Consider the following 25834-nt stretch of genomic DNA (forward strand, 5'->3'; position numbering starts at 1 on the left):
CCTGCGAGCAGCCTTTTCTTATAGGCTTGCGGAATTTGGTCAAAAACGCGGATTATGTGGGGTAATCCCCGAATCCATATAAAAAAAGAGCTTGAACCTGCTTCTTTGTCACTCTTACGGAGACGGAGGAGCATTTATTTTAATTGACATTTCCTGTATGCTAATAAAGGGCTAGAGATAGACAGAAAGAAGGTGTCACGATGGAAGGAATTGGACTCGTACTGGAAGGCGGAGGTATGCGAGGCGTATACACCGCGGGAGTCTTGGAATACTTTATGGAACAAGATTGGTATTTCCCGTATGTAGTTGGTGTATCAGCGGGAGCCTGCAACGCGGTATCCTATATTTCGAAACAACCTGGTCGCAATAAGAAAGTGACCATTGACTATATTGGAGATCATCGGTATTTAAGTTATCGCAATTTATTGCGTCATAAGAGCATATTTGGCATGGATTTTATCTTCAATGAACTGCCTAATAAATTAGTACCGTTTGATTACGATGCATTTTATCGTTCACCCCAGCAATTCGCTATCGGAACGACTGATGCGCATACAGGAGAACCGGTCTATTATACGAAGCATCAACTTGACCAACAAACGATGCCGATCGTTCAAGCATCAAGCTCGCTGCCGTTTGTTGCGCAGCCCATTCTTTATGATGGCCGTACTTTATTTGATGGCGGCTTGGTAGATCCGATCCCTGTGAGGAAATCAGTTGCAGATGGGAACAGAAAGCATATCATCGTCTTAACCAAAGAGATGGGTTATCGCAAGACCCCTTTTAAGCAGCGCTGGTTAGCTAAAAGCTTTTATCCGAAATATGATGGCTTGGTGGATGTGTTAGTTAATCGCAGTGAAATTTATAATGGCACTTTAGAGCTTGTTAGGCAAATGGAAGCGGATGGCAGTGCAATCGTCATTCGTCCATCGTCCAAAGTGCTGGTAGGCCGAATGGAGAAAAATCCTAGGAAACTCGAAGTTTTACATGAGTTGGGTTATCAAGATGCGAAGCGGCTGGGCTCACAATTGAAAGACTGGCTTGTTAATTAATCGATGGATAAGAAGAAAAAGTAACCGAATGTTCATATAAACCGCGATTTCTGTGAAAAGGAATGGTGGTTTTTGTTTGCATTCATAGCGAACATGCGGTATGGTAATATCAAACCAATAAGAACCCACGGGAGCTTGAGTCGTCAGGCTGAGATTGTGACCGAAATGTCACTAACCGTTAATCTGATCTGGGTAATGCCAGCGTAGAGAATTCACACAAAATGTTTGTCTATTTCTTAATTTTGTATGGGTTTATCATTTTTCTACCAATGGCGCTCCCGGATAACGGGAGCTTTTTCTTGTGGTTATATAGATATAAGGGAGAGGGAAACAAGAAATGAACTGGAAAAAAATTGCACCACTTATGCTGGTGAGCTTGACTGTCCTTGCAGCAGGTTGCGGGAAACAAGAGGCGAAACCAGCCAATCCGGCAAGCCCGGCTGCTTCAGCAAGCCCAGCCGCTTCGGCTAAACCGCTGACGGATGTCAAGGTTGTCCTGGACTGGACGCCGAACACCAACCATACGGGTCTGTATGTGGCGAAAGACCAAGGATTTTTTGAACAAGAAGGACTGAATGTTCAAATCATTGCACCTGGCGAAGCCGGGGCGGATGCGATGATTGCTTCAGGAGCGGCTGAATTCGGGGTTTCCTATCAAGAAAGCATTACGCAGGGACGCATCCAAGGTGTACCCCTCGTTTCCATTGCAGCTGTTATTCAGCATAATACATCGGGATTTGCTTCACCGGTAGCGAAAAACATTAAAACACCTAAGGATTTCGAAGGGAAAACATACGGTGGTTGGGGAGCCCCGGCTGAAAGCGCAATGATCGACTCGCTGATGCAATCCGAGAAAGCTGATCCAAGCAAAGTGAAAAACGTAAATATCGGTGATGCCGATTATTTCACAGCAGTCAAAAGAGATATCGATTTCGCCTGGATTTATTATGCTTGGACAGGTGTGGACGCCGAGCTTCGCGGAGAGCCGCTGAACATGATTTATTTGAACAAATATTCGGATAAACTGGACTACTATACTCCTGTATTAGCAACAAACGAAAAACTGATTAAAGAGAAGCCGGAGCTAGTTAAAGCATTCACGGCAGCAGCAGCCAAGGGTTATCAATTCGCAATCAGCAAGCCTGAGGATGCCGCCAATATTTTGATCAAAGCTGTACCTGATTTGGATGCCAAACTCGTGATGGCCAGCCAAAAATGGCTTAGCCCTCGTTATCAGGATGATGCGCCGCGTTGGGGCGAACAAAAACGTCAAGTATGGGAAAATTACGCGAACTGGATGTTGGAGCATAAGCTTTTGGAGAAAAATCTCGATGTAGACGCAGCGTTTACGAACAATTTCTTACCTGCTGGCACGAAATAATTTTATGACTCGGAAGGGGCTTTTACGATGGCTAACGCGCTTGTAAGTATTCAAATTATTCCTAAAACAAAAAACGGTGAAGATGTGATTCCTTATGTGGATCGCGCGATTGAAGTCATCGCTAAGTCAGGTGTGAAATATTTCGTTTCCCCGCTTGAAACGACGATGGAAGGGGAACTGGATCAGCTTATGCTGATCATTCAAGATATGAACGAAGCGATGATTGAGATGGGTAGTCCTAACGTTATCTCGCAAGTGAAAATCTACTTTAACCCGTCTGGCGCATCGATGGACAAGCTGACGGAGAAATACAGATAATGAAACTGAAGAACGGATTGAAAGCAGGGTGGCCACCGATTGTTGTGGTCATCCTTCTCTTGCTTATTTGGCAGCTTGCGGTGACTTGGGGAGGAACGGCAAGCTGGTTGCTTCCAAGTCCACTCAAGATCTGGCAGGACGGTACAACGGACATGCCACGGGTATGGATGCATACATTTGCTACAGTACGTTTAATGTTAATAGGGTTTATTGTTGGCGTAACAGGAGGCGTTATCGTAGCAAGCTGCTTGCATCGAGTACCTTTTTTGAAGGCGGGATTTTATCCGCTCCTGATCCTGTCGCAAAATGTCCCGATTATCGCGCTGGGACCTCTGCTCATTATTTTATTTGGTTTTGGCATCATACCTAAAATTATTTTAATTGCACTAGTTTGTTTCTTTCCTGTCACTATGTCAACGCTGGACGGATTTATGCAGACGGACCGAAACATGTACAACTATATGCAAATGATTGGCGCCAGCAGACGGCAGATTTTTTATAAATTAGAGCTGCCGCACGCCCTTCCGTTTCTGTTTACCGGGCTGAAAATATCCGCTACCTACAGCGTGATGGGGGCTGTCATTGCAGAATGGCTTGGTGGCGGTGTCGGCCTGGGTTATTATATGATTTTGCAGAAATCAGGGTTTCGTGCAGATCGTGAATTTGTCGCCATATTAATCATTGTTGTGATTAGTTTGTTGTTCTTTTGGCTCATTGCCGGGCTCGAAAAGCTCGTTGTTCGATGGAACGTGAAACGGTCGTCTTAAGGAAGGGGAGAAAGGAACTTGAGCAAATTAGAACTGAAAGGGATCCATCATACGTTCACTGGCAAAAAACAGCAGGTCCCCGTGCTATCTAATATCTCACTGCATGTCAAAGAGGGAGAGTTCGTTTCCATCATTGGGCCATCCGGAAGCGGGAAAAGCACACTGTTTCACATCATTGGTGGGCTCATTGCTCCTTCCTCAGGAGAGGTTTGGCTGGATGGCTCCAACGTGACTGGAAGCAAGGGGCTTATCAGCTATATGCCGCAGCAGTCGGCGTTATTCCCTTGGCGCTCTATTGAAGCGAATGTTGCGCTCGCGCAGGAGGTTGCAGGGGTATCGCGGGCTGATGCCTTGGACAAAGCAAGAGAATGGCTGCCTAAGGTTGGATTAGGGGGCTATGAGCACGAGCTGCCGCATGTGTTGTCAGGTGGTATGCAGCAGCGCGTTTCATTCCTGCGGGCACTTTTGAGCCCCCAAGAGGTCATGTGCCTCGATGAGCCGTTCGGCTCCTTGGACGCACTAACACGGCAAGCGATGCAGTCTTGGCTGCTAAACATATGGGAGCAAAACAAACGGTCCATTCTGTTTGTGACACATAGCATTGAAGAGGCGATATTCCTCTCGGATCGCATTTATGTTCTCTCGAGCAAACCTGCACAAGTACTCGAACAATTTGTTGTGCCGTTTGAACGGCCACGACATGAAAAAGTGATGATGGACCCGAAATTTCACGAGCTCCGCCAACAGATTCAAGGCCTACTGCGTCAGGAGATCTTATCATGAATAATAACAATGCCATTGATGCACATATACATCTTGATATGTATTCAGAAACAGAAGCTCAGAAGATCGTGTCTGACCTGGATCATTCGCACGTCGAGGCGCTGATTGCCGTATCCAGACACTTGACATCCTGTTTGGCAACGGAGAGGCTGAGCCTACAAACACCAAAACAGGTTTATGCGGCATATGGCTTTCATCCCGAGCAAGAGATCCCTCATGAGGCTGACGTCCAGGAGCTGTTAAGATGGATAAGTGAGCGTGCGAGTACTATGGTCGCAGTGGGAGAGATCGGCTTGCCGTACTATCGGAGGCTCGAAGCGGAAGAGAGGGGGGAACAACTTGATTATTCCCCTTATGTTCAACTGCTGGAGCGATTCTTGGAGCTGGCAGCAAAGTTAGAAAAACCTGTCGTCCTGCATGCGGTCTATGAAGATGCCGATATCGTGTGCGATCTGCTTGAGAAGCATGGGATCTCAAAGGCGCATTTTCATTGGTTTAAAGGGTCGCCTCAAACCGTTCAACGTATGATTCAAGCCGGATATTATATTTCCATCACGCCAGATGTTCTCTATGAAGAAGAAATTCGAGAACTCGTTCGCAATTATCCGCTTGAGCTGCTTATGGTCGAAACTGACGGACCATGGCCGTTCGAAGGCAGCTTCGCGGGGCAGATGACACATCCTCGAATGATTCACAAAGTTATTGAGCAGATTTCGCTTCTGCATGCTGTGGAGTCAGACATCGTGGCAGAGACGATCCTGCACAATACGAAACAATTTTACGACCTGCTTACCCTTGGTTAATTGAAACTGGACATCTGTTCGCATTGGTTCTATAATAAAAGGGAACAAATGTTCGATATCTAGATGAGGTGAGTGTATAAAATGACGGTCAGATGCTCTTGGGTCAATGAGGATCCGTTATATGTCAATTACCATGATCATGAATGGGGAGTTCCAGTCCATGATGATCGCAAATTATTTGAGATGCTGAATCTGGAAGGGGCACAAGCTGGATTAAGCTGGTATACTATATTGAAAAAGCGGGAAGGTTATCGCGAAGCATTTGATGGATTTGATCCGGAAATCATCAGGCAGTATGATGACAAGAAACTGGCAGAGCTTCTGCTGCATCCCGGGATCGTACGCAATCGATTGAAAATCGCAGCTGTCGTCCAGAATGCCAAAGCTTATCTGAAAGTGCAGCAAGAATTCGGGTCTTTCGACCAATATATATGGGGGTTTGTTGGCGGTCAACCGATCATGAATCACTGGACGGATATGAGTCATGTGCCGGCGACATCGGAGATTTCAGATGCCATGAGCAAGGATTTGAAGAAACGTGGTTTCAAGTTCGTAGGTTCGACGATTTGCTACGCGTATATGCAAGCCGTTGGCATGGTGAACGATCATAATCAAAAGTGCTTCCGTTATCACGGTGTGAATTAAAAAGGAGAAGGCCATCGGTTAAGGATGAAAGTCCCTAGCAGATGGCCTTTTGTGTGCTTTCACTCAGGCATATTGGAGTTGCTTCTCCATCAAATTATATTTGATTAAATAGATCCGCTTGCGAATGTAAAAATCATAAACCGCGCCAGTTAATTCTCTTGGCTTGATTCGGTTATTCGTGTCGTTGTCTATGATAATCACGGAGCCGTCGTCATAGAACTTGAACGTATAATCGGCATAGTGAGTGTGTGCTTCATCCAGCATGACGTCAATCTGTCCAGGGAGCAGATGGTCAGTGTCACACAATGCCTTATGGTACCAATAATCTCTCTCAATAAACCGGAAATTGTGACTGGCGTTCATCATGTAACTACCTCCTCATCTAAATGGAACATTTGTTCTTGTTTTTATTATATCAAACAAATGTTCGTATTGGAAGAGGGATCTATGAAAAACAGGAAATATTTTCATAGAAAAAACCCTTCAATCAGCTAGATTGAAGGGTAATTGTGGACATGATATGTTTAGTAATCGCTAAACCATGCAACCGGCCAGATTCAATGAAAATTTCGTTCGCATCATATTTGGAGGAAGCCACGACACCCGCAACATACAAGCCCGGGATACTCGTCTCCATCGTTTCGGGATTCACAATCGGAGCATTCGTTTCTTCGTGAAAACCAACGCCGAGCGAAGTCAGCAGTTCGCGATCAGGTCGAAAGCCGGTTAGGGCCAACACGAAGTCATTATCCAAGGTGACTCGTTCGCTTTCTTTTCGCACCAAGATGGAGTGTTCATCAATGTGTTCAACCTGGGAGTCAAACCACATCTGGATTCGGCCTTTGTTCACCATGCTTTCAAAAAGAGGGCGGACCCATGGTTTAATACTGGCTGAGAAATGGCTCCCACGATAAATAACCGTGACCTCAGCGCCTACGCGGAGCAAATCCATAGCGGCATCGACAGCGGAGTTGTTTCCCCCAATGATGGCTACCTTGGCGCCGGAATAAGGATGAGCCTCCTTATAATAGTGCGTCGTTTTCGGCAGATCCTCTCCAGGGATTCCAAGCATATTCGGATGATCAAAATAACCGGTAGCTACAATAACTTTCTTGGCTGTATAGACTTTCTTTTTACCAAATTGATCTGCGGTATGGACGCTAAATCCTGTCTCTATTGGTTCAATAGAAACAACTTCCTCATAGGAATTAGTGCGAAGCTGCTCTCTTCTGGCGACCTCTCTATAGTAAACCAGTGCTTCTTGGCGATATGGCTTTTCATGAGGGGTGGAGAAAGGGTAGCCGCCAATTTCTAGCAGCTCCGGTGTGCTGAAAAACTGTAAATACGTAGGATACAAATAGATTGCGTTCACGATGCAGCTTTTTTCTATCACTAAGGGGGAAAGCCCTTCACGCTGCAAAGCTACGGCGGCGGACAATCCGCAAGGCCCTGCCCCTACGACGATAACTTGTTCCAAAGTATGACAACCTCCTCTTAGCATTTCCCTCATCCTATAGTAGCGCAAGCTGAAGGGGATGCCAAGTTCGGGCAAGCAAAAATAGAGCAGAGAGCTGACCGATTAAGTTTCGGAAAGCAATCTGCCCTACATTTACGCTGCCTAAATTACTTCTGATTCAATTGATGGCCCTCATCATTTTCGCTAATATCGTCTTTAGCTAAATTGACAGGGGTAATACTAGGAGCATTTTCTAACGTGTCATTCACGAACTCCATGTCCTGATTTTTTGCATTCATATTCGTTGTTCCTTTGTAGTTGCCGGTATGTTTTTTGTTTTCCATCGTTTTCAATCCTTTCTGCATCAGATTAACGTTCAGCCTTAACGTGTACACTTGGGGACTATTTTATTCTCCATATTAAGGAAGGGGTGCGAAAAATCTCTTTAGAGCTGTGCATGAAAGCTGATCTTGAGGTTGTGTAGTTCACACCGGCAAATTCCGCTATAATAAGTGAAGTTGGATAAAAAAGGAGACATGAGACGATGAATTCAAAGCGTATTAAACATATGGTTGTTTTTAATTTGCAAGTTGGCAAGGACACTCCTGAAGCTGAGCAGTTTCTCAGAGGAAGCGCGCAAGAACTTGCGGCCATACCTGGGGTCGAGCAATTTGAAGTATTTCGTCAGGTGAGTGCCAAGACGGATTATGATTTCGGATTTTCCATGGTTTTTGCGGATCAAGCGGCTTACGACGCGTATAATGTTCATCCCGTACATACGAAATATGTTGCAGAGCGTTGGGTAAATGAAGTCAGCCGTTTTCAAGAAATTGATTTAACTGTATACGAATAAGGAGCTTCAAGATGAAACCGTTAAAACTACCGAAGGAAGAGAAAGATACACTGATCAGTGACTTGCAAGAGCATATGGAAAATGACTATGGTGTTACGATGGGCAATTTAGCGACGGAACAACTGTTAGACTATATGATCCAACAATTGGCGGCACCTATTTATAATCAGGCAATTGAAGATGCCAGCAAAACGTTAATGGACAGAATGAGTGTCTTGGAAGACGATCTGTACGCGATGAAAATCTCCAAAAAAACACGCAGATAGCTAGTTGTCAGGTTGGTCTGAGGAGGAACAGAGCACGTTGAATAAGTCCGAAGAAATGTTTGATATTTATGATGAGAAAATGAATAGGCTTGGACAAGCACCACGCTCTGAGGTTCATGCGAAAGGTTTATGGCATGCTACTTTTCAATGCTGGATTGTAAGTCTGGAAAACGAAGAACCTGCTCTTTTGCTTCAGTTAAGACACCCGGACAAGGATTTATTTCCGAATCTGCTCGACATCTCCTGTGCTGGACATCTGGCAGCGGGGGAAACCGTTCAAGATGGCGCGCGCGAGATGAAGGAAGAGCTGGGATTGAGCGTGGACTTCAATGAGCTGGTACCATGTGGACTTTTTGCAGAAGAAGATCTGATGTCTGATCATCTTATCGATCGTGAGTTTTGCCATGTTTTTATTTACCGCTGCGATCAATCTCTGGACAAATATGTTTTACAACCAGATGAGGTAACGGGTTTATTTAAAGTGAGTGCAGTGGGGTTAGAGCGTTTGGTGCATGGAGAAATCGGAGAGTTGAAAGCAGAGGGCTATCGAACAGGAGGAAACGGACAACTGGAAGAAACGAGTTTGCTCGTGTCTCTGCATGATTTGGTCCCGCATCCAGCGGCTTATTATGATCTGGTTTTTCAAACGCTAAGGAAACATGACTTGTTTGTGTGAAAAAGAATGAAGTAGCACCGGTGGAGAACACCCATTGCCGCTAAAAATTCAGCGTTACTGCGACACTTGGCGGAGGGTAACCCTCATACTAGTGAACGATCCCCCCTTTGAGGAACTACAGGCCGTTATTCTAGCAAATTCACCCGTTTCCGCGTTTAAGCGGAACTACAGGGCTTTATTTGACCGCCAAATCCTGTTTTCTTGAAGAAAACGGACAAATAGAGGCCCACAGTTCCTCTCCGCGCGAAAATGAGCCTGTTTCGATGAAATAGCGCCCTGTAGTTCCCCTCCCTCTGCCAGGGTGGAACCGCTCAAGCGAAAGCAGCGAATTTGCAGGAGCGAGTGCTGAACACAGCTAAATTTAAGGGTAAGCTTGGCTTAAGTTGAAAAAGAACCGGTCGGCTAAGCCGACCGGTTCTCCAAAGCATGTTAGACGAAGTATTTAGTCGCTATGTAGGAGTAAACGATATAACCTGCGATGGAGAGTCCGAAGCACACGATTCCAAGCGCAATTTTACGTTTAAACAAAAGCAAGAAACCGGCGCTAAAGGCCGATCCTATCACTAGCATGGCTACAAATGTTAGAATTCCCATTGAATTTTATCTCCTACCCTTTGTTTACGTAATCGCGTACCATGTCCTCGGTTACATAAGAACGTAGAGGAGAAATACCTTCTTTGGCGTGGGCGATGATTTGAGCCGTAACCGCATTGATCGCATCAACGGTAAACGGCTGTCCGCTTTTGCATAGTTCAACTGCTGCATCAATCGCACTCTCGCGCTGCGCGTCCAGTTCTGCAAAACGCACGAGGTGCAGATGCTGTGCATTCGAATGTTTGGTTATCGCTTCGTGTACATTCATCTTCAAGTACTCCTTTTCGTGACCAGATATTCCTTCAGTATACACGATTGAGTGGGTCAGGAACAGTTTTTACAAGCGGAATTCCGAATAATAATCGACAAATATCCGGATATTTCGGAGTGGAGGACCTGAAAACCTATTAAAGCGTACAGATCAATCGATGATAAGACTTATTGACAGCTCGGAGTGAAAGAAATGAATACATTACCGATTGAGTCGGTTCTCCCGCAATTGAAAGAAGCATTGCGAACCCATGCGTGCGCTGTGCTGGTCGCTCAACCGGGTGCGGGGAAAACAACGCAAGTGCCGCTTGCTCTTCTGCAAGAAACATGGCTGCATAACCAGAAGATCTTAATGCTGGAGCCTAGGAGATTGGCAGCACGCGCTGCGGCGCGTTATATGTCGCGACTTCTGGGCGAGGCCGTTGGACAGACCGTGGGATATCGCGTAAAAAATGATACCTGTGTCGGACCCAACACACGGATTGAAGTCATCACGGAGGGAGTCCTTACCCGTATGCTTCAAACGGACCCTGCCCTGGAGGGGGTGGGGATTGTTATTTTTGATGAGTTCCATGAGCGAAGCCTTCATGCAGATTTGGGCTTGGCACTCAGCCGGCAATCGCAAACCCTTCTAAGGGAAGATCTGCGAATTCTCATCATGTCTGCGACAATTGAAGCTGAGCCTGTAGCTGTCATGCTGGATCAGGCTCCGATTATTCAAAGTGAAGGGCGCGCTTTTCCCGTGGCCACGCATTACTTGACTGCGAAACAAGAGGAAAAACTAGAAACCACGGTGGTCAAAAGCATTCGCCAAGCTTTACAAACAAACGAAGGCAGCTTGCTCGTTTTTCTTCCGGGCGCAGCGGAAATCCACCGAGTGGCGGGCAGCCTGACGGCGCTGCAGCTTGGAAAAGAGGTGGAAATCGCACCTCTCTACGGGAATCTGGCGCAGGAAGCGCAGGATCGCGCCTTGGCGCCCTGTCTGCTGCCAGGGCACCGCAAGGTCGTGCTCGCGACCTCGATCGCCGAGACCTCTTTGACCGTCGAAGGCGTCACGGTTGTAATCGACAGCGGCCTCATGCGGGTGCCGCGTTTCTCACCGCGCACCGGCATGACTCGCCTGACGACGGTGCCTGTGTCCGCAGCCTCTGCCGATCAGCGCAGAGGCCGGGCCGGCCGTCTCGGTCCAGGCGTGTGTTACCGCCTGTGGACCGAGACCGAGCAGCGGCAGCTGGCGCCAAGCTCCACGCCAGAGATCCGCGAAGCGGATCTAGCGCCGCTTGCGCTCGAGCTGGCCGCCTGGGGCGTGACAGACCCAGCGGAGCTGGTCTGGCTGGACATGCCGCCTGCTGCTGCTTATCAGCAGGCGCGGGAACTGCTCGTGCAGCTCGGCGCGCTGCACGAGGACGGCGGCCTAACACCGCACGGGAAGCGTGTGGCGGCGTTAGGCCTGCATCCGCGGCTTGCGCACATGGTGCTGCAAGCTATACCGCTTGAGCACGGCGCACTGGCGTGCGAGCTCGCGGTTATGCTGAGCGAGCGCGACATCCTGTCAAGCGCTCGGGGTCGTGATGCGGATGTACGCACCCGCATCGAAGTGCTTTGGCGCGCTGCGCAGGGCGAGCAGCGCGCAGACGTTGACTTTGGCCTATGCCGCCGAATTACGGCGGAGGCCAAAGGGTTGATGCAGTCGCTCGGCTTGCGGCCGAGCGAGCAGCGGGCATCGGCGAGCGGCTTGCTGCTCGCCTTCGCTTACCCCGATCGTGTCGCACAGCGGCGATCGGCAGGGCGGTTCTTGCTCAGCAGTGGGCGCGGAGCCGTACTGCCTGAGCTGCAGGAGCTCTCGAACGCACGTTATCTTGTCGCGGCCGAGCTGGATGACAACGGTACGGAAAGCCGAATTTTTCTGGCTGCCCCTGTACAGGAGGAAGATCTGCTGCAAGCTTTTGGCGATCGCCTCCTGGAGGAACAGGAAGTGCTTTGGGATGCTGCGGCTGGCGCAGTCAGAGCCAGACAGCGCCTACGGTTAGGCGCAATTATACTGAAAGAGAAGCCCTTGCAGGAGCCTGATCCAGAGCTGCTCGTGCAAGCTTTGATTGCCGGCATTCGGGCTGAGTCGCTGGAGCTGCTGCCCTGGAGTCGCAGTGCGCGCCAGCTGCAGGAGCGAGTTGTTTTTCTGCATCATCATCATGCAGGCGAATGGCCCGATATGCGTGAAGGCGCGCTGCTCGAAGGATTGGAAGATTGGTTAGCACCGAATCTCTTCGGGATGACAAGTAAAGGTGCCCTTGGGCGGCTTAACTTGACAAATATATTAGAGGAAATGCTAACATGGGAGCAGCGGCGTTGGTTGGATGAGTGGGCGCCAACGCACATTCAAGTGCCAAGCGGTTCGCGTATTCCAGTTGATTACAGCGTGACAGAATCGCCGACATTATCTGTGCGTCTGCAAGAGATGTTCGGGTTGTCGGACACCCCGCGAATTGCCAAAGGGCGGGTGCCGCTTACCCTGCATTTATTATCGCCGGCACAGCGTCCCGTTCAGGTGACGAAGGATTTGGCGAGCTTTTGGCGTGAGGCTTATTTCGAGGTCAAAAAAGATCTCAAAGGCCGCTATCCCAAGCATTATTGGCCGGACGATCCCATGGCCGCAATGCCGACGAATCGAGCGAAACCGCGCGTTTGACTTATTTGGCACGAAGGGTGCTGTGAAGGGAACTGAATGATCTATGACCGTTCACTCCGAATCGGAGGAAATCGTCATCTATATAACGGCCGGCTTTGCTACGGCGCCGGATTTTTTGGACCGCTTTGGCGCAGCGCTGGCCGCTCGCTTTGAAGAGGCGGGTAAACGTGCCCGCGTTGTGATTCATTTTCCGTATGGAGATTGGAGTCGGCAGCGGCAAAAGCAGCTTCGTGAAATAACAAGTGATATGTGGAATAATGCCCACCGGAAGCCTTCGAGATATGGTGGCAAAAGCCTGGCCAAGTTAGTCACCGACCAGTGGAACACTGGTCAAACTTTGCTTTTTATCGGGCACAGTGCGGGTGCCGTTGCTTCAATTCAAGCGGCAGGAGCTTTGATGAAGGCGGGCTTCCCCGTTCTTGGCGTGATCCAAATCGGATCGCCGAAATGTGCGATTTCTCCTGAATTGAAGAATCGAGTACTATGTATCCATGGGGTCAATCCCATGGATCAAAAAGTAGATCCGATTCCGCGGCTGGGCACTTGGGGAGGCTGGATCAAGTCTCGTTTTGGCGTATTTCGCTGGCATCGATTGAAGCATGCGCCCATTCACAGGGAAACTTTGCCAATGATTGGCGGGCATGCGGATTATTTTAGAGATCACAATCCCTACATATGGCAGGATGCAACGAATCTGCAAACGACGATTGCGTCCATCTGGTCGTGGTTGGCACAACAGCAGGAACATTTTAAAGAAAAGGAAGATGAAGATGTTTAACATTTTAAAAGCTAATATGGAATACAGCAAAGCGGAGGGGTACCTTGGTCATGTGCAGTTTAGCGTAGAAGGTCACGAGCATCCTTATGAAATTACGCTGCAAAGCTTGCGTGGCAAAGACGATTGGAGTTATGCGTTGAACTTTTTGAGTGAATCCGGTAAAGAAGAGGACATTGAAGCGGTTGAAGAGCTTTTGGAAGAAGACGAGTGGTTTGATTTGCTTGTGAACGCGGGACTTCAAGTTTTAGAGAAATAGTTGGATTGTGCACAGGCGTAAAGGGGGATGACAGCTTGGATTCATCGAATGATGCTGGGGTCAAACAGGTGCTGAAGGCGAGTTATGACCAACAGGCTAGACAGCGAAACGGCGAGACGATGCAGTCGTGGAAGATAGATGAGCTGAATGATTTTCTAGCCAGATTGGATAAGGCTGGCGGCAACAGCAAGCGTGTGCTGGATCTAGGGAGCGGACCGGGTCATCAAGCTAACTACTTGCGGGAACACGGGTGCGAAGTGGTATGCATCGACTTGTCTGAAGAGATGGTCGCCATTTGCCGTGAAAAAGGGCTCGAAGCTTATGCCATGGATTTCTTCGCTTTGGATTTGCAGCCAGCTTCGTTTGATGCGGTTTGGTCAATGAACACGCTGCTGCATGTACCGAAAGATAACCTTCTGCAAGTGCTCAGGAACGTTGAGCGCGTGCTGAAGCCTGACGGTTTCTTCTATTTGGGCCTCTATGGCGGGTACGAAAGCGAAGGGATTTGGGAGAACGATTCGTATCGACCGCAAAGGTTTTTTGCTTTTTATGAGGATGAGCACATTCAGAAGAAAGTGAGCGAGGTGTTCGATCTCGAGCGTTTCAATGTGCTGCAGATGCCGGATATGCAGCCCAATTACCAGTCGATCATCGCGAAGCGCAGACAAGTAAACCCGTGACCTCACGGGTTTTTGTTTTATATTCCCTAAGCTTTGCAGGGTTAATAGTAAGCCCCTCAATATGTACATACAAGTTAAGCGAGTGTTATAATACGTTCAGAATCAAACGCCTGAGGTGAAAGCGAAACATGAAAGAAAAGCAAATGCCGAAATACTTGCAGTTGAAACAGGAAATATTAACTTGGCTTCATACGGGGAGATTGAAACCGAACGATCAGATGCCGTCCGAGAACGAAATTGCCGAGCAATTTCAGATGAGCCGTCAAACGGTGCGCCAGACATTTGGCGAACTGGAGCAAGAGGGCTGGTTGTATCGGATGCAGGGAAAAGGTACTTTCGTCTCAACGCCCCAAACGCAAAAAAGCCGTGATGTACAGACGATCGGCATTCTAACCACGTATATATCCGATTATATTTTTCCTCATATCGTGAGAGGGGCGGAGTCAGCTTTACGTGCAAGAGGCTACAGACTTGTCTTGTCGTCAACAGACAACGATAAGGACAAGGAAAAGGAAAGTTTGGCAATGATGTTAAGCCAGCCCCTAAGCGGGCTGATTATAGAACCTACGAAAAGCGCGGAAGGCAACCCGAATCTCAATTACTATCTCTCGCTCGACTATCAACATATTCCGTATTTGATGATCAATGAACGTTATCCGGAGATGAACTGCCCGTCTCTGGTTGTCGACGATGAAGAGGGCGGCTTCAAGGCGGCGCAGCATCTGATCGAGCTCGGGCACCGCAAGATTGCCGGATTTTTTAAGACAGATGACTTGCAAGGGGTCAATCGCCTGAAAGGATTTATTCGCGCTCATCACCATTACCAGGTTCCTTTATTGCCGGAGCTTGTCATCCACTACACAACGGAGGAAAAAAGGCAGAAGCCTTATGAGCATGCGCTTTCGCTGCTAGGCCATGAGGACGAGCGTCCAACGGCTTTCGTCTGCTATAACGATGAGCTGGCTGTCCACTTGCTTGAAGCTGTACGTACCTTAGGGCTTCAAGTACCTCAAGATGTCTCGTTAGTCGGTTTTGACGACTCTTCTTTGGCGATGGCGACGGAAGTGAAATTAACGACACTTTCGCATCCCAAAACCGAGTTAGGCACAGATGCTGCTGAGCTTTTAATTGATATGATTGAGAATAAGCGAGTAACGGGAAGAGAGACAGGCAAAACCTATAAGCCTGAACTCGTGGTTAGGGAGTCTACGATCCGCCTTTTCTGAGGAAAAATTTCATCTAGCCAACTTGTACGTACAAGTGCTATACTGGACATAGGGATTGGAAAATCGAAGGAGGTTCTCTATGTCTAAGAAGTATGCAATTGGCGTCGACTATGGAACGGAATCCGGACGCGCCGTTCTGGTTGATTTGAGTGACGGCACAGAGGTTGCAGATCATGTAACCCCTTATCCGCACAATGTGATTGACGAGAAACTGCCGAATTCCGGCATTAAACTTGAATATGACTGGGCGCTTCAGCATCCGCAAGATTATCTGGATGTGCTTACGCGCTCAGTACCTGCTGTTGTGCAAGCTTCCGGCGTTGACCCAGCCGACATCATCGGTCTTGGTATCGACTTTACAGCCTGCACGATGCTTCCGGTCGATGCGCAAGGCCAGCCGCTTTGCTTCAATCCGGAGCTGGCGAATCAGCCGCACAGCTGGGTGAAACTGTGGAAACATCATGCCGCTCAAGACGAGGCGAACCTGATTAACGAAATCGCTGAGCGCAGAGGCGAAGATTTCCTGCCTCGGTACGGCGGTAAAATTTCATCCGAGTGGATGATCGCGAAGGTATGGCAAATATTGAATGAAGCTCCTGACATTTATGAGCAAACGGATCGCTTCCTGGAGGCGACGGACTGGGTTGTTTCACAAATGACAGGCGCTTCTGATATTGTGCGTAACAGCTGTACGGCTGGCTACAAAGCAATCTGGCATAAGAAGAAGGGCTTTCCGAGCAATGAGTTCTTCAAAGCGTTGGACCCGCGGCTGGAAAATGTCACTGAGACTAAGCTTCGAGGCGAGGTTGTGGCGCTTGGCACCAAAGCCGGCGAATTAACGGAATCGATGGCCAAATTAATGGGCTTACAGCCAGGCATCGCTATTGCTGTAGGGAATGTAGATGCCCACGCGGCTGTACCAGGTGTCGGTGTTGTAACACCGGGCAAATTGGTGATGGCGATGGGAACTTCGATTTGCCATATGCTGCTTGGGACAGAGGAGCGGGAAGTTGAGGGTATGTGCGGTGTTGTTGAAGACGGCATCATCCCGGGGTATTTAGGTTACGAAGCTGGGCAATCAGCTGTTGGGGATATTTTTGCTTGGTACGTGGAACAGGGAGTGCCTGCTTATGTGCAAGCTGCGGCAGAGCAAGAAGGAACGAATGTGCATGAATGGCTGGAGCGCTATGCATCCGCTTACAAACCAGGTGAAACAGGTTTGCTTGCGTTGGATTGGTGGAATGGCAATCGATCCGTGCTGGTTGATACGGAGCTTAATGGCCTTATTCTGGGCTATTCGCTTTTGTCAAAGCCGGAAGAGGTTTATCGATCGCTGCTGGAAGCAACCGCTTTTGGAACTCGTAAAATTGTTGATGCTTTTCACAATAATGGCGTTGAGGTACAGGAATTGTACGCATGTGGCGGACTTCCGCAAAAAAATCGCTTGCTGATGCAGATTTATGCGGATGTAACGAATCGCGAGATTAAAGTCGCGGATTCCAAACAAACGCCGGCACTAGGAGCCGCCATGTTCGGGGCTGTAGCCGCAGGTGCAGCTAACGGAGGTTACGATAGTATCGTAGATGCCGCGCAAAAAATGGCGCGTGTACGCAAAGATACGTTTAAACCGATCCCAGAAAATGTCGCTGTTTACGAGAAGCTTTACCAAGAGTACAGCAAGCTGCACGATTATTTCGGCCGCGGAGAGAACGATGTCATGAAACGTCTTCGTGCAATCCGTGAGGAAGCCCGGCACTAATTCACATTCATCCATTCCCATTATCCAAGGAGGCAAATTGCCATGAAAGCTTCGACAGAAAAAGTATTTTGGTTTGTAACCGGAAGTCAACACCTGTACGGACCTGAGACATTGCTTCAAGTAGAAGATCATTCGAAACAGATTACGGAAGGGATTGACCGTGATCCTTCAATTCCTAGCAAGCTTGTGTTCAAACAAGTATTGACGACGCCAGATGCGATTCGCAGATTATGTTTGGATGCCAATGCGGACGACAACTGTGCAGGTATCATTACCTGGATGCACACCTTTTCTCCGGCGAAAATGTGGATTGCCGGCCTTGCCGAGTACCGCAAGCCGCTCTTACACTTACATACCCAATTTAATCGTGATATCCCGTGGGAAACGATTGATATGGATTTCATGAACCTCAATCAAGCCGCGCATGGCGATCGCGAGTATGGTTTTATTGGTGCACGCATGGGGATTTCCCGTAAAGTGGTTGTTGGTTACTGGGAAGATCCGGCCGTCCTCTCCCGAATCGCGGGATGGATGCGTACAGCGACAGCTTTTGTCGAAGGACGCAGCTTGAAAGTAGCTCGTTTTGGCGATAACATGCGTGAAGTGGCTGTAACTGAAGGGGATAAAGTTGAAGCGCAGATTAAATTCGGCTGGTCGATTAATGGTTATGGCGTAGGCGACCTTGTTCAGCGCGTAAGGGACATTTCCGAATCGGAAGTGGATCAATTAATGGATGAATACAATGAAGTTTATGATATAACACCTGAGGGGCGCTCAGCAGGACCGATACGTGAGGCGATTCGTGAGCAAGCGCGTATTGAACTTGGGATGAAAAGCTTCTTGGAAGAAGGCGGATTCGGGGCGTTTACGACGTCGTTTGAGGATCTTCATGGTCTGAAGCAGCTGCCTGGCCTTGCTGTGCAACGTTTGATGGGGCAAGGTTATGGCTTCGGCGGCGAAGGCGACTGGAAAACTGCAGCGCTCACGCGTGTCATGAAGATTATCGCAGGTAATAAAGGGACTTCCTTTATGGAAGATTACACCTATCATATGGAGCCGGGAGCGGAGCTTGTGCTTGGCGCACATATGTTGGAAATTTGTCCGACGATCGCAGCGACACGTCCAACCATCGAAGTTCATCCGCTTGGTATCGGCGGGAAAGCGGATCCAGCGCGTCTTGTTTTCGACGGAGCTTCCGGTCCTGCGCTGAATGCATCAATCATCGATATGGGCAACCGTTTCCGGTTGTTAATTAACGAAGTGGATGCCGTGCAACCAATGAAAGCGATGCCTAAGCTGCCAGTGGCGCGCGTTCTATGGAAACCGCAGCCGTCTCTGCGTGATTCCGCAGAAGCTTGGATCTATGCGGGCGGAGCGCATCACACGGTTTTCTCTTACGAGGTAAGCACGGAGCAATTGGTAGATTGGGCGGAACTGGCTGGCATTGAAGTTGTCATTATTAATAAAAATACATCTACGCTGCAGTTCCGTAACGAACTACGTTGGGGCGAGGCGGCTTGGAAGCGCTAGGATCGCAAGCTGTCAAATGAACGTAAGACCGAGGACCGTTCTTCCCTAGTGGGAAGACGGTTTTCTTTTTCCATCGAAAAGAAGTCACTTTTGTCGATATCGGCGCAATTTTCATCCATTGACTTCCTTGTTTCTCATGCTTTAAAGTAAATTCATATGAGCCTGTCCAAATTATGGGCATCGCAATAGGAGGATAACACAGATGACAACGAAAGCCTACGAAGGTATATTCCAAGGAGAGAAAGCGGTTTGGCTGCAAGCGGGCCGTTATGAAGCAGCGGTATTGCCGGAAATCGGCGCGAACCTGATTGCTTTTAGAGACAATGAGAAGGAATACCGTTTTTTGCGTGAGCCGTCCCTGGATGAAATGGAAGCGTTTAAAGCACGTCCAATTATACACGGTATTCCTGTCTTATTTCCGCCAAACCGTTACGAAGACGGGAAGTTCCCATGGAAAGGCAAAGTTTTTCAATTTCCGGTTAATGAGCCGAAAACGGGCAATCATCTGCACGGTTTTGTCCATGATATCCCTTGGGAAGTAGAAAGATTTGGCGCAAATGAAAGCGAGAGCAGCGTTACTCTGGCGCTTAAAGTAAGAGAAGGGCATTCCGTATATACCTATTTACCGTTTGATTTCACGCTTCGCTTGACTTATGTGCTGAATCAATTCGGTTTGCAGCAGCATATTTCGGTCCATAATGAAGGTCAAGAAGCGATGCCTTGCCTGATTGCCTACCATACAACAATTAATGCGCCTTTTGCACCGAATTCGCAAGCAGCGGATTACACCTTCAAAATGACCATCGGCAACCGCTGGGAGATGAGCGAGAGAATGCTGCCAACTGGCGAGTATCAACCGTTTTCAAGCGAAGAAGCGAAGATGAAAGTCGGAGGCTTGTCGCCATTCTTCGAGTCGATGGACAATCATTACACGACGGCTCCGCAAAATGGACGAAATTACATGGAATTGACAGACGCACGCGAAGGCGTCAAACTGGTGTATGATGTGGGCACATCCTATAAACAATGGATGATCTGGAACAATGGCGCTACGGAAGGCTTTTTCTGTCCGGAGCCGCAAATGAATTTGGTTAATGCTCCTAATGTCGATATGCCGGCTGATCAAATCGGTCTGGTGAGTTTGGAGCCAGGCGAAGTGTGGAGCGAGTCTGCTCGCCTTTACACGATTGAGATCAAGAAATAAAGAAATAAGGCAATAAGTCAGCCCCCTTTTGACGCATGGAGAGAATCCACCGTGATGCTCTGCAGGCGGGGAGGGGGCATTTTTATCGAAAGCTCAGGTGAACCGCATGGACAAAGAACAATTACTCGCAGAAAACGAACGTTTGAAGCTGGAGAACGAGAAGCTGAAGCAGGAAATAGCCAAGCTTCGCGGTGTTAAGCGGCCAACAGCAGGTTCGATGGACAGCATGTCTACGAAACTGAAGGAAGCGCTCAGAGAGTAGGGAATCCGGTGTCGTTCGACAAATCGGATCTCATTCGTTATAATGAGTACTGGAAAAAGGAGGGAAACATGAATGAACGAAACATTACCGCCAAAAACTTGCACCATTGACCGCCTTGTGACCAAAGAAGCTGAAGTTGGCAAAGTGCTAGCCGGTCAAAAGACAGCTTGCAGACGCAATGGGCGTTATGCAGACATCGGTGAAACGATGGAGCTGCAGGGCAATTCTTTTACTGTAACGAAAGTCTACCAGCAAGCGCTTGGTGATCTGACAGTGGAAGATGCCATCGCCGAAGGACATGCAACGATTGACGAATACCGTGACAGTATCTTATCCATTCATCCCGGCATGCCATGGCTGCCGCAAATGAAAGTATGGGTACACGAATTTCAAAAAGCCGAATAAGTGATGAAAAAAACAGTGTGGATCGTAGGATCTACACTGTTTTATTGAATTTTTCTACAGAATGGATGATGAAGTTGTCCTGGTACATCTTGCTTTTATATATTCATATTTTCAGTGTTGTACTCAGCATTGGCCCTTATTTTGTGTTATTCCCGTTATTGGCTAAAATAAGAACCGCCTCGTTTGAACTCCTTCCTGAGTTTTTGGAGCCTTTCCGGATTACGGTTCGACTGACGAAACATGCTGGACATGTGTTGGTAGCGACCGGAATTTTGCTTACTTGGCTGACCGAATGGACGTGGAAAACATCATGGATCGTTTTCACGGTGCTTATTATGGTAGCTTCCTTATATTTCATTGCTCGTGCATTTTCACCGCTGCTGAGAAAGCTCCGTGCGCCGCACGAGGACCGGAACGTATTGGTGAACCAACTGCGCAGCGCGTTAATTTGGTATGTGATCATTACGTTGTCAATGATGTGGTTCATGGTGGCGAAACCTTCATTTTGGTAACCTTAAGCTTCCGGCTTCTGAGCAAACATGACGACAAAATTATAATATTTGTAGACACAATCAACATCTGCGAAACCACTGGCTTTCAGCCAGGCAAGCTGCTGGTCGAGAGGCGCCATTTTATCCAGTTTGGTTCTTTCATAGGCAGCTTGAAGCGCTTCGCGGGTTAAGTCAGTGGCCTCTATTTTCGCCTCCCAATCCGCGCGGTACAACTGATCAAGAAAAGGCGTGCTTCCTAGAATTTGATCTGCATTTACGAAAATGCCCCCTGGTTTTAACAGCTTAAAAATCCGCGCATATAAGTTCTGTTTGGCTTGATCCTCCAGATGATGAATAGACAAAGCCGATACCACACAATCAAAGGGTTCATCCGATTCGAAAGCGGTATAATCTCCTGCTAGAATCGTCAAATTTGCGTTCATCTCACCGAAGCGCAGCTTCGCAATGTCTAGCATCCCTTGGGAAAGATCAATTAACGTCAGCTTCGCAGCCGGATATTGGCCCAGGATATACGAGGAGAGCAGGCCCGTTCCAGCGCCAAGATCCAGAATGCGCGGCGCAGCTGTTTGCGGCTGAACCAGCGAAGTGGCCGTCCCATAAAAATCATCAAAACAAGGAATGAGCTTCCTTCGTTGACTATCATACTTCTCAGCGATTTCATCGAATTTCGTTATCAGTTGGTTATTGTTTTTGTCCGTCATAGGAAATCATCTCCATATCGTTGTTTGGCGAGACTTGCTTCTTGGGACTATTTTATAGGGAAAAGAAGGAAAAATCTAAGACATAAATCCGATCATGTTTATAGGTTGAACCTATGAAAGTGACACGACCTATTAAGATAGGTCAGGAAATGGCTATTTTACCCGGCGGCGAAAAAGCTGATTCAACACTTCGGAGAAGACTAGTCCGATCGCGATTGCACCTGAAAGCATAAAGGCTTTGGCGGCCAACTGCACGGCAAGATCGTAATGATTAAGCACGGCGTTTTTCATCGCGTCATAAGCTAAACCGCCTGGCACTAGGGGGATAATTCCCGCGACACTGAACACAATGACCGGAGTTTTATATATTCTTGCGAAAAATTGGCTGATGACGGTCACGAGAAAAGAGGCCATCAGCGTTGACAGAATTGGATCTAATGGAATCAATTGTGTCGAAACGTACATCATCCAACCAACCATTCCAATGAATCCACATTGTATGATCGTGCTTCGCGGCACATTGAACAAGATGGCAAACGCTGCTGTGGAGACAAAGCTGGTGACGAGCTGCCCAAGCATATTCACACCATCCCCTCCCCATTGTAAAAGGATAATACAAAGGCGATGCCTGCTCCGATGGCAAAAGCCGTGAGAAATGCTTCAGCCCCTTTGGAAACACCTGACACAAAATGTCCGGCCATTAAATCCCGCACGGCGTTCGTAATGAGAAGCCCTGGAACTAGCGGCATGACAGAACCGATAATGATCGTATCCAAATCATGGCCAAAGCCAATGTGCACGAATAAAAATGCTAACGCTCCTATGAATAATGAGGCCAGAAATTCAGCAAAAAACTTAATCCGAACGATGCGATTAAAATAACCGAGGAAGGTTAAACCTGCTCCTCCTGTAAGAAATGCCGGTAAGAAATCATGCCACATTCCTTTGAACATGATTAAGAAACAACCGCTCGCAACCGCGGCTGCCAGTATTTTAACCCATGTCGGGAAGCTGGTATTGGCCGCATCGATCTCTGAAAGCAGGCGGTAGGCTTCTTGGGGTGATAAATCTCCTTTGCTGATGCGTCTGGAGATGGCATTCACGACGGTCACTTTATGCAGGTCGGTGGATCGGGCCGAAATCCGAATCAGTCTTGTCGTCTGCTCAGGCCCATCGATGGAAAATATAATGCCGGTCGGTGTGACGAAGCTGTGTGAATTAGGGACGCCGAAGCCTTCAGCAACGTGCGTCATCGTATCTTCGACGCGATAGGTTTCGCCGCCGTTTTCGAGCATAATTTTACCGGCTAACAAACAAACTTGCGCAATTTCATAATTGGTTGGTGGGAGAGGTTCCGTCATTGCTTGTCTCCTGTTTTTGTATTTGACCAAAGTATAATACATTTTGGCAGTAATTCCTAAGACAAGCCTAACGTATGGGGAGCAGCCCGTAAATAGATCTGGACATTTATATACCCCATGGGGTATTATTTATACCCATAGGGGTATATAAAATATGAATCAACAGGAGTGAACATCATGAGTAGAACGATTGTTATTATCGGCGGTGTAGCAGGAGGAGCATCTGCGGCCGCGCGTTTACGGAGACTAAATGAGAATGATGAAATCATTATGTATGAACGGGGAGAGCATATTTCTTTTGCAAATTGTGGATTGCCTTATTATATCGGTGAAACGATCACGAACCGCGATAAGCTTCTCATTCAAACACCTCAGGCTATGAAAAACCGCTTTGGCATTGACGTAAGAACCCAAACCGAGGTGACGGCAATTGACCGGCATGCCAAAAGAGTGACTACCCGACATGTAGGGACAGGCGTAGTTCAAGATCAGGCTTATGATATTTTGATTATGTCACCTGGAGCAAAGCCAATCGTACCTGATATTTCAGGTTTGGCAGAGGCTAATCATGTGTTTACACTTCGCAATATCCCGGATACAGACCGAATCAAAACCTATGTAGACTCAAGTAATCCAAAGCATGCCACAATTCTTGGCGGAGGATTCATCGGCATTGAGATGGCGGAGAATCTCCGTCACCGCGGTTTGGAAGTGACCGTTATTGAACGCAACCCACAGGTGCTTGGCCCTCTGGATATCGAGATGGCTAAGCTCATCGAACGTCATTTGTTGTTAAAAGGAGTTAAGCTGATTTTCAATGATAATGTACAGGAATTGATGGATAACGGAAGAACGTTGAAACTTCAGTCAGGTAAAGTTTTAACCACGGATATGATGATCTTATCTGTCGGGGTGAGACCCGAAAGTCAATTGGCTGCGGAGGCAGGTCTCATGCTTGGTGTCAAAGGTTCGATACAAGTCAACGCACATATGCAGACGAATGATCCATCGATTTATGCGATCGGGGATGCGGCAGAGGTGAAAGACAGGGTTCAAGGCTTTGAGACGGTCGTTCCGCTGGCTTGGGGCGCTAACCGACAAGGCCGCCTCGTTGCGGATCACATTAACGGCCTTCAAGCTTCTTATCAAGGTGCCTTCGGTACCGCAATCGTAAAGGTGTTTGATCTGACGGCTGCCGTTACCGGAAACAACGAGAAGACGCTTCGCCGCTTAGGCGTGCCTTATGAAGTCATTCATATTCATCCGAATTCGCACGCCGGTTATTATCCGGGCGCGGCTTCGATGTCGATGAAGCTTCTGTTTGACAAAGATAGCGGGCGCATACTTGGCGCTCAAGCCGTTGGAGCGAGCGGAGTGGATAAACGTATCGATGTGATTGCAACAGCTATGAGAGGTGGTTTGAGGGCGGATGAACTGGCTGACATTGAACTGTCGTACGCACCGCCTTACTCATCGGCCAAAGATCCTGTCAACATGGCTGGATATGTAGCAGCAAATATGATGGATGGCTTGGTTGAAACGATGCAGTGGCATGAGGTAGATCGTTATGTGGAGCAAGGCGGGCTCCTCATCGATGTGAGAGATGAAATTGAACGGGAGCTCGGTTATATTCCTGGTTCCGTTTGTATACCTCTGAATGATATTCGAGAGCATTTGCACGATATTCCGGTTGGCTCAGAGGTTGCTGTCTCCTGTCAGGTCGGTTTACGGGGATATCTGGCAGCCAGAATCCTGAAGCAGCATGGTTACCGAGTTAGAAATGTAGATGGCGGTTATAAAACCTATAGTTCGATGAAGGAAGCATCGCTGCCTCCAATTCAGGCGCCAAAAGTTTCTATAACGAGTCAAGCGCCAATTCTGATTGATGCTTGCGGCTTGCAATGCCCGGGTCCGATCATGAGGGTGTATGAAACCATGAAAGGTTTGAACGACGGAGAGCAAATTGAGGTGCATGCGACAGATTTCGGATTTGCGGCGGATATCCAGAAATGGTCCGAGAAAACAGGGAATACGCTGCAATCTTTGGATACTTCCACGGGAATCGTGAAAGCTGTCCTCAGCAAAGGTCAATCTGAAGATGAGGATCATTTGTCAAAGGCTGCAGAGGTAAGTGCCAATGGGACAACCATGGTTGTTTTCAGTGGTGATTTGGATAAAACGATTGCTGCTTTCATTATTGCATCGGGAGCCGCGGCGATGGGCAAGAAAGTAACGATGTTTTTCACCTTCTGGGGGCTTAATGTATTGCGTAAGGATGATGCGCCTCCTGTCCGGAAGGACGGGTTAGAAACAATGTTTAGTATGATGATGCCGAAAGGGACGCGTAAACTGCCGATGTCCAAAATGAATATGGGCGGCATGGGAGCCAAGATGATTCGCCATGTTATGAAGCGGAAAAATGTTGAATCGTTGGAATCACTTATGCAAGGAGCTATTCAAGCCGGAGTAAAATTAATTGCATGTACGATGAGTATGGATATAATGGGAATTAAACGCGAAGAGCTAATGGATGGCATTGACTACGCTGGAGTTGCCAGTTATCTGGGGGATGCGGAGGATGCCGGACTAAATCTCTTTATTTAAGGAGAG

At 48.0% G+C, this 25834-nt stretch carries 30 protein-coding genes and 1 riboswitch; of the genes, 22 read left to right on the forward strand and 8 right to left on the reverse strand.

What is annotated here, in order from left to right; genetic code table 11:
- Positions 1–200: 200 nt before the first annotated feature.
- The 7 genes from ACKTT9_RS16465 to ACKTT9_RS16495 all read left to right on the forward strand — a co-directional run bounded on the left by ACKTT9_RS16465 (position 201) and on the right by ACKTT9_RS16495 (position 5749).
- Positions 201–1052 carry a patatin family protein gene (locus tag ACKTT9_RS16465; protein ID WP_407872396.1) on the forward strand — a complete coding sequence of 284 codons (852 nt, stop codon included), beginning with the start codon at positions 201–203 and terminating at the stop codon, positions 1050–1052.
- A 117-nt stretch (positions 1053–1169) separates the two neighbouring features.
- Positions 1170–1277: riboswitch (TPP riboswitch) on the forward strand.
- A 112-nt stretch (positions 1278–1389) separates the two neighbouring features.
- Complete coding sequence (locus ACKTT9_RS16470; RefSeq protein WP_407872397.1) at positions 1390–2433, forward strand: ABC transporter substrate-binding protein; 1044 nt, start codon at positions 1390–1392, stop codon at positions 2431–2433.
- Between the two features lie 27 nt (positions 2434–2460).
- The gene (locus ACKTT9_RS16475; RefSeq protein ID WP_407872398.1) at positions 2461–2751 is read left to right on the forward strand and encodes an MTH1187 family thiamine-binding protein; all 291 of its coding nucleotides are present in this window, start codon (positions 2461–2463) and stop codon (positions 2749–2751) included.
- A complete protein-coding gene (locus ACKTT9_RS16480; RefSeq protein ID WP_407872399.1) occupies positions 2751–3518 on the forward strand; it encodes an ABC transporter permease in 768 nt (255 codons plus the stop codon). The genes ACKTT9_RS16475 and ACKTT9_RS16480 overlap by 1 nt, the downstream gene beginning before the upstream one ends.
- An 18-nt stretch (positions 3519–3536) precedes the next feature.
- Positions 3537–4301: an ABC transporter ATP-binding protein gene (locus tag ACKTT9_RS16485; protein ID WP_407872400.1), complete on the forward strand. Its 765-nt coding sequence runs from the start codon at positions 3537–3539 to the stop codon at positions 4299–4301.
- The gene (locus ACKTT9_RS16490) at positions 4298–5104 is read left to right on the forward strand and encodes a TatD family hydrolase (protein WP_407872401.1); all 807 of its coding nucleotides are present in this window, start codon (positions 4298–4300) and stop codon (positions 5102–5104) included. The genes ACKTT9_RS16485 and ACKTT9_RS16490 overlap by 4 nt, the downstream gene beginning before the upstream one ends.
- Positions 5105–5185: 81 nt before the next feature.
- Positions 5186–5749 carry a DNA-3-methyladenine glycosylase I gene (locus ACKTT9_RS16495; protein WP_407872402.1) on the forward strand — a complete coding sequence of 188 codons (564 nt, stop codon included), beginning with the start codon at positions 5186–5188 and terminating at the stop codon, positions 5747–5749.
- 63 nt (positions 5750–5812) lie between these two features.
- Here the strand turns inward: ACKTT9_RS16495 and ACKTT9_RS16500 are convergent, their stop codons facing one another.
- From ACKTT9_RS16500 to ACKTT9_RS16510, 3 genes are all read right to left on the reverse strand, one after another.
- Positions 5813–6115: a hypothetical protein gene (locus ACKTT9_RS16500; RefSeq protein ID WP_407872403.1), complete on the reverse strand. Its 303-nt coding sequence runs from the start codon at positions 6113–6115 to the stop codon at positions 5813–5815.
- A 121-nt stretch (positions 6116–6236) separates the two neighbouring features.
- On the reverse strand, positions 6237–7226 hold the full coding sequence (locus tag ACKTT9_RS16505; RefSeq protein ID WP_407872404.1) for a YpdA family putative bacillithiol disulfide reductase: 990 nt from the start codon (positions 7224–7226) through the stop codon (positions 6237–6239).
- A 146-nt stretch (positions 7227–7372) separates the two neighbouring features.
- A complete protein-coding gene (locus ACKTT9_RS16510; protein ID WP_407872405.1) occupies positions 7373–7549 on the reverse strand; it encodes a hypothetical protein in 177 nt (58 codons plus the stop codon).
- Positions 7550–7749: 200 nt separating this feature from the next.
- On the opposite strand from ACKTT9_RS16510, the gene ACKTT9_RS16515 reads away from it, so the two are divergent.
- From ACKTT9_RS16515 to ACKTT9_RS16525, 3 genes are read left to right on the forward strand one after another with little or no spacing between them, the layout of a single operon-like run.
- Entirely contained in the window at positions 7750–8058 is a 309-nt protein-coding gene (locus ACKTT9_RS16515) for a Dabb family protein (protein ID WP_127456444.1), read from the forward strand.
- A gap of 11 nt (positions 8059–8069) precedes the next feature.
- On the forward strand, positions 8070–8324 hold the full coding sequence (locus ACKTT9_RS16520; protein WP_407872406.1) for a DUF2164 domain-containing protein: 255 nt from the start codon (positions 8070–8072) through the stop codon (positions 8322–8324).
- A gap of 37 nt (positions 8325–8361) precedes the next feature.
- Positions 8362–9000, forward strand: coding sequence for an NUDIX hydrolase (locus ACKTT9_RS16525; protein WP_407872407.1), 639 nt, complete (start codon positions 8362–8364; stop codon positions 8998–9000).
- A gap of 429 nt (positions 9001–9429) precedes the next feature.
- Here ACKTT9_RS16525 and ACKTT9_RS16530 read toward each other — a convergent pair whose 3' ends face one another.
- Positions 9430–9594: a hypothetical protein gene (locus tag ACKTT9_RS16530; RefSeq protein WP_157326596.1), complete on the reverse strand. Its 165-nt coding sequence runs from the start codon at positions 9592–9594 to the stop codon at positions 9430–9432.
- A 13-nt stretch (positions 9595–9607) separates the two neighbouring features.
- Positions 9608–9862, reverse strand: coding sequence for a YpbS family protein (locus ACKTT9_RS16535; RefSeq protein WP_127456441.1), 255 nt, complete (start codon positions 9860–9862; stop codon positions 9608–9610).
- A 195-nt stretch (positions 9863–10057) separates the two neighbouring features.
- Here ACKTT9_RS16535 and hrpB point away from each other — a divergent pair, with 195 nt between their 5' ends.
- The 11 genes from hrpB to ACKTT9_RS16590 all read left to right on the forward strand — a co-directional run bounded on the left by hrpB (position 10058) and on the right by ACKTT9_RS16590 (position 21162).
- Positions 10058–12550: an ATP-dependent helicase HrpB gene (hrpB, locus tag ACKTT9_RS16540; RefSeq protein WP_407872408.1), complete on the forward strand. Its 2493-nt coding sequence runs from the start codon at positions 10058–10060 to the stop codon at positions 12548–12550.
- A 43-nt stretch (positions 12551–12593) separates the two neighbouring features.
- The gene (locus ACKTT9_RS16545; RefSeq protein ID WP_407872409.1) at positions 12594–13328 is read left to right on the forward strand and encodes a hypothetical protein; all 735 of its coding nucleotides are present in this window, start codon (positions 12594–12596) and stop codon (positions 13326–13328) included.
- Positions 13321–13584, forward strand: a complete 264-nt coding sequence (locus ACKTT9_RS16550) for a hypothetical protein (RefSeq protein WP_157326592.1) — start codon at positions 13321–13323, stop codon at positions 13582–13584. The genes ACKTT9_RS16545 and ACKTT9_RS16550 overlap by 8 nt, the downstream gene beginning before the upstream one ends.
- A gap of 35 nt (positions 13585–13619) precedes the next feature.
- A complete protein-coding gene (locus tag ACKTT9_RS16555) occupies positions 13620–14264 on the forward strand; it encodes a class I SAM-dependent methyltransferase (RefSeq protein WP_407872410.1) in 645 nt (214 codons plus the stop codon).
- Between the two features lie 128 nt (positions 14265–14392).
- Positions 14393–15490 carry a GntR family transcriptional regulator gene (locus tag ACKTT9_RS16560; protein ID WP_407872411.1) on the forward strand — a complete coding sequence of 366 codons (1098 nt, stop codon included), beginning with the start codon at positions 14393–14395 and terminating at the stop codon, positions 15488–15490.
- A 79-nt stretch (positions 15491–15569) separates the two neighbouring features.
- Complete coding sequence (locus tag ACKTT9_RS16565; protein ID WP_407872412.1) at positions 15570–17249, forward strand: ribulokinase; 1680 nt, start codon at positions 15570–15572, stop codon at positions 17247–17249.
- A gap of 42 nt (positions 17250–17291) precedes the next feature.
- Entirely contained in the window at positions 17292–18779 is a 1488-nt protein-coding gene (gene araA / locus ACKTT9_RS16570; protein WP_407872413.1) for an L-arabinose isomerase, read from the forward strand.
- Between the two features lie 202 nt (positions 18780–18981).
- Positions 18982–19983: an aldose 1-epimerase gene (locus ACKTT9_RS16575; protein ID WP_407872414.1), complete on the forward strand. Its 1002-nt coding sequence runs from the start codon at positions 18982–18984 to the stop codon at positions 19981–19983.
- A gap of 106 nt (positions 19984–20089) precedes the next feature.
- Complete coding sequence (locus ACKTT9_RS16580) at positions 20090–20245, forward strand: hypothetical protein (RefSeq protein ID WP_181646487.1); 156 nt, start codon at positions 20090–20092, stop codon at positions 20243–20245.
- Positions 20246–20317: 72 nt separating this feature from the next.
- Positions 20318–20650, forward strand: a complete 333-nt coding sequence (locus tag ACKTT9_RS16585) for an ASCH domain-containing protein (RefSeq protein WP_315949732.1) — start codon at positions 20318–20320, stop codon at positions 20648–20650.
- Positions 20651–20694: 44 nt separating this feature from the next.
- Entirely contained in the window at positions 20695–21162 is a 468-nt protein-coding gene (locus tag ACKTT9_RS16590; protein ID WP_407872415.1) for a hypothetical protein, read from the forward strand.
- A 2-nt stretch (positions 21163–21164) separates the two neighbouring features.
- Here ACKTT9_RS16590 and ACKTT9_RS16595 read toward each other — a convergent pair whose 3' ends face one another.
- The 3 genes from ACKTT9_RS16595 to ACKTT9_RS16605 form a co-directional block, all read right to left on the reverse strand.
- On the reverse strand, positions 21165–21863 hold the full coding sequence (locus tag ACKTT9_RS16595; protein WP_407872416.1) for a class I SAM-dependent methyltransferase: 699 nt from the start codon (positions 21861–21863) through the stop codon (positions 21165–21167).
- 153 nt (positions 21864–22016) lie between these two features.
- Positions 22017–22442 (reverse strand): threonine/serine exporter family protein, encoded by a 426-nt coding sequence (locus tag ACKTT9_RS16600; protein WP_407873053.1) that lies wholly within the window; start codon positions 22440–22442, stop codon positions 22017–22019.
- Positions 22443–22444: 2 nt separating this feature from the next.
- Positions 22445–23224: a threonine/serine exporter family protein gene (locus ACKTT9_RS16605; RefSeq protein ID WP_407872417.1), complete on the reverse strand. Its 780-nt coding sequence runs from the start codon at positions 23222–23224 to the stop codon at positions 22445–22447.
- Positions 23225–23401: 177 nt separating this feature from the next.
- Between ACKTT9_RS16605 and ACKTT9_RS16610 the strand changes: the two genes are divergently transcribed.
- The gene (locus tag ACKTT9_RS16610; protein ID WP_407872418.1) at positions 23402–25828 is read left to right on the forward strand and encodes a CoA-disulfide reductase; all 2427 of its coding nucleotides are present in this window, start codon (positions 23402–23404) and stop codon (positions 25826–25828) included.
- The last annotated feature ends 6 nt before the right edge of the window (positions 25829–25834 follow it).

Origin of the sequence: Paenibacillus sp. P36 (assembly GCF_045866505.1) — a bacterium.
Taxonomy (GTDB): Bacteria; Bacillota; Bacilli; order Paenibacillales; family NBRC-103111; genus Paenibacillus_E; species Paenibacillus_E chondroitinus.

Coding starts and splice junctions, on each gene's coding strand:
- ACKTT9_RS16465 (WP_407872396.1), top strand. CDS start 201: ATGGAAGGAATTGGACTCGTACTGGAAGGCGGAGGTATGCGAGGCGTA.
- ACKTT9_RS16470 (WP_407872397.1), top strand. CDS start 1,390: ATGAACTGGAAAAAAATTGCACCACTTATGCTGGTGAGCTTGACTGTC.
- ACKTT9_RS16475 (WP_407872398.1), top strand. CDS start 2,461: ATGGCTAACGCGCTTGTAAGTATTCAAATTATTCCTAAAACAAAAAAC.
- ACKTT9_RS16480 (WP_407872399.1), top strand. CDS start 2,751: ATGAAACTGAAGAACGGATTGAAAGCAGGGTGGCCACCGATTGTTGTG.
- ACKTT9_RS16490 (WP_407872401.1), top strand. CDS start 4,298: ATGAATAATAACAATGCCATTGATGCACATATACATCTTGATATGTAT.
- ACKTT9_RS16495 (WP_407872402.1), top strand. CDS start 5,186: ATGACGGTCAGATGCTCTTGGGTCAATGAGGATCCGTTATATGTCAAT.
- ACKTT9_RS16500 (WP_407872403.1), bottom strand. CDS start 6,115: ATGATGAACGCCAGTCACAATTTCCGGTTTATTGAGAGAGATTATTGG.
- ACKTT9_RS16510 (WP_407872405.1), bottom strand. CDS start 7,549: ATGGAAAACAAAAAACATACCGGCAACTACAAAGGAACAACGAATATG.
- ACKTT9_RS16515 (WP_127456444.1), top strand. CDS start 7,750: ATGAATTCAAAGCGTATTAAACATATGGTTGTTTTTAATTTGCAAGTT.
- ACKTT9_RS16520 (WP_407872406.1), top strand. CDS start 8,070: ATGAAACCGTTAAAACTACCGAAGGAAGAGAAAGATACACTGATCAGT.
- ACKTT9_RS16530 (WP_157326596.1), bottom strand. CDS start 9,594: ATGGGAATTCTAACATTTGTAGCCATGCTAGTGATAGGATCGGCCTTT.
- ACKTT9_RS16535 (WP_127456441.1), bottom strand. CDS start 9,862: ATGAATGTACACGAAGCGATAACCAAACATTCGAATGCACAGCATCTG.
- hrpB (WP_407872408.1), top strand. CDS start 10,058: ATGAATACATTACCGATTGAGTCGGTTCTCCCGCAATTGAAAGAAGCA.
- ACKTT9_RS16545 (WP_407872409.1), top strand. CDS start 12,594: ATGACCGTTCACTCCGAATCGGAGGAAATCGTCATCTATATAACGGCC.
- ACKTT9_RS16550 (WP_157326592.1), top strand. CDS start 13,321: ATGTTTAACATTTTAAAAGCTAATATGGAATACAGCAAAGCGGAGGGG.
- ACKTT9_RS16560 (WP_407872411.1), top strand. CDS start 14,393: ATGAAAGAAAAGCAAATGCCGAAATACTTGCAGTTGAAACAGGAAATA.
- ACKTT9_RS16565 (WP_407872412.1), top strand. CDS start 15,570: ATGTCTAAGAAGTATGCAATTGGCGTCGACTATGGAACGGAATCCGGA.
- araA (WP_407872413.1), top strand. CDS start 17,292: ATGAAAGCTTCGACAGAAAAAGTATTTTGGTTTGTAACCGGAAGTCAA.
- ACKTT9_RS16575 (WP_407872414.1), top strand. CDS start 18,982: ATGACAACGAAAGCCTACGAAGGTATATTCCAAGGAGAGAAAGCGGTT.
- ACKTT9_RS16580 (WP_181646487.1), top strand. CDS start 20,090: ATGGACAAAGAACAATTACTCGCAGAAAACGAACGTTTGAAGCTGGAG.
- ACKTT9_RS16585 (WP_315949732.1), top strand. CDS start 20,318: ATGAACGAAACATTACCGCCAAAAACTTGCACCATTGACCGCCTTGTG.
- ACKTT9_RS16595 (WP_407872416.1), bottom strand. CDS start 21,863: ATGACGGACAAAAACAATAACCAACTGATAACGAAATTCGATGAAATC.
- ACKTT9_RS16600 (WP_407873053.1), bottom strand. CDS start 22,442: ATGCTTGGGCAGCTCGTCACCAGCTTTGTCTCCACAGCAGCGTTTGCC.
- ACKTT9_RS16605 (WP_407872417.1), bottom strand. CDS start 23,224: ATGACGGAACCTCTCCCACCAACCAATTATGAAATTGCGCAAGTTTGT.
- ACKTT9_RS16610 (WP_407872418.1), top strand. CDS start 23,402: ATGAGTAGAACGATTGTTATTATCGGCGGTGTAGCAGGAGGAGCATCT.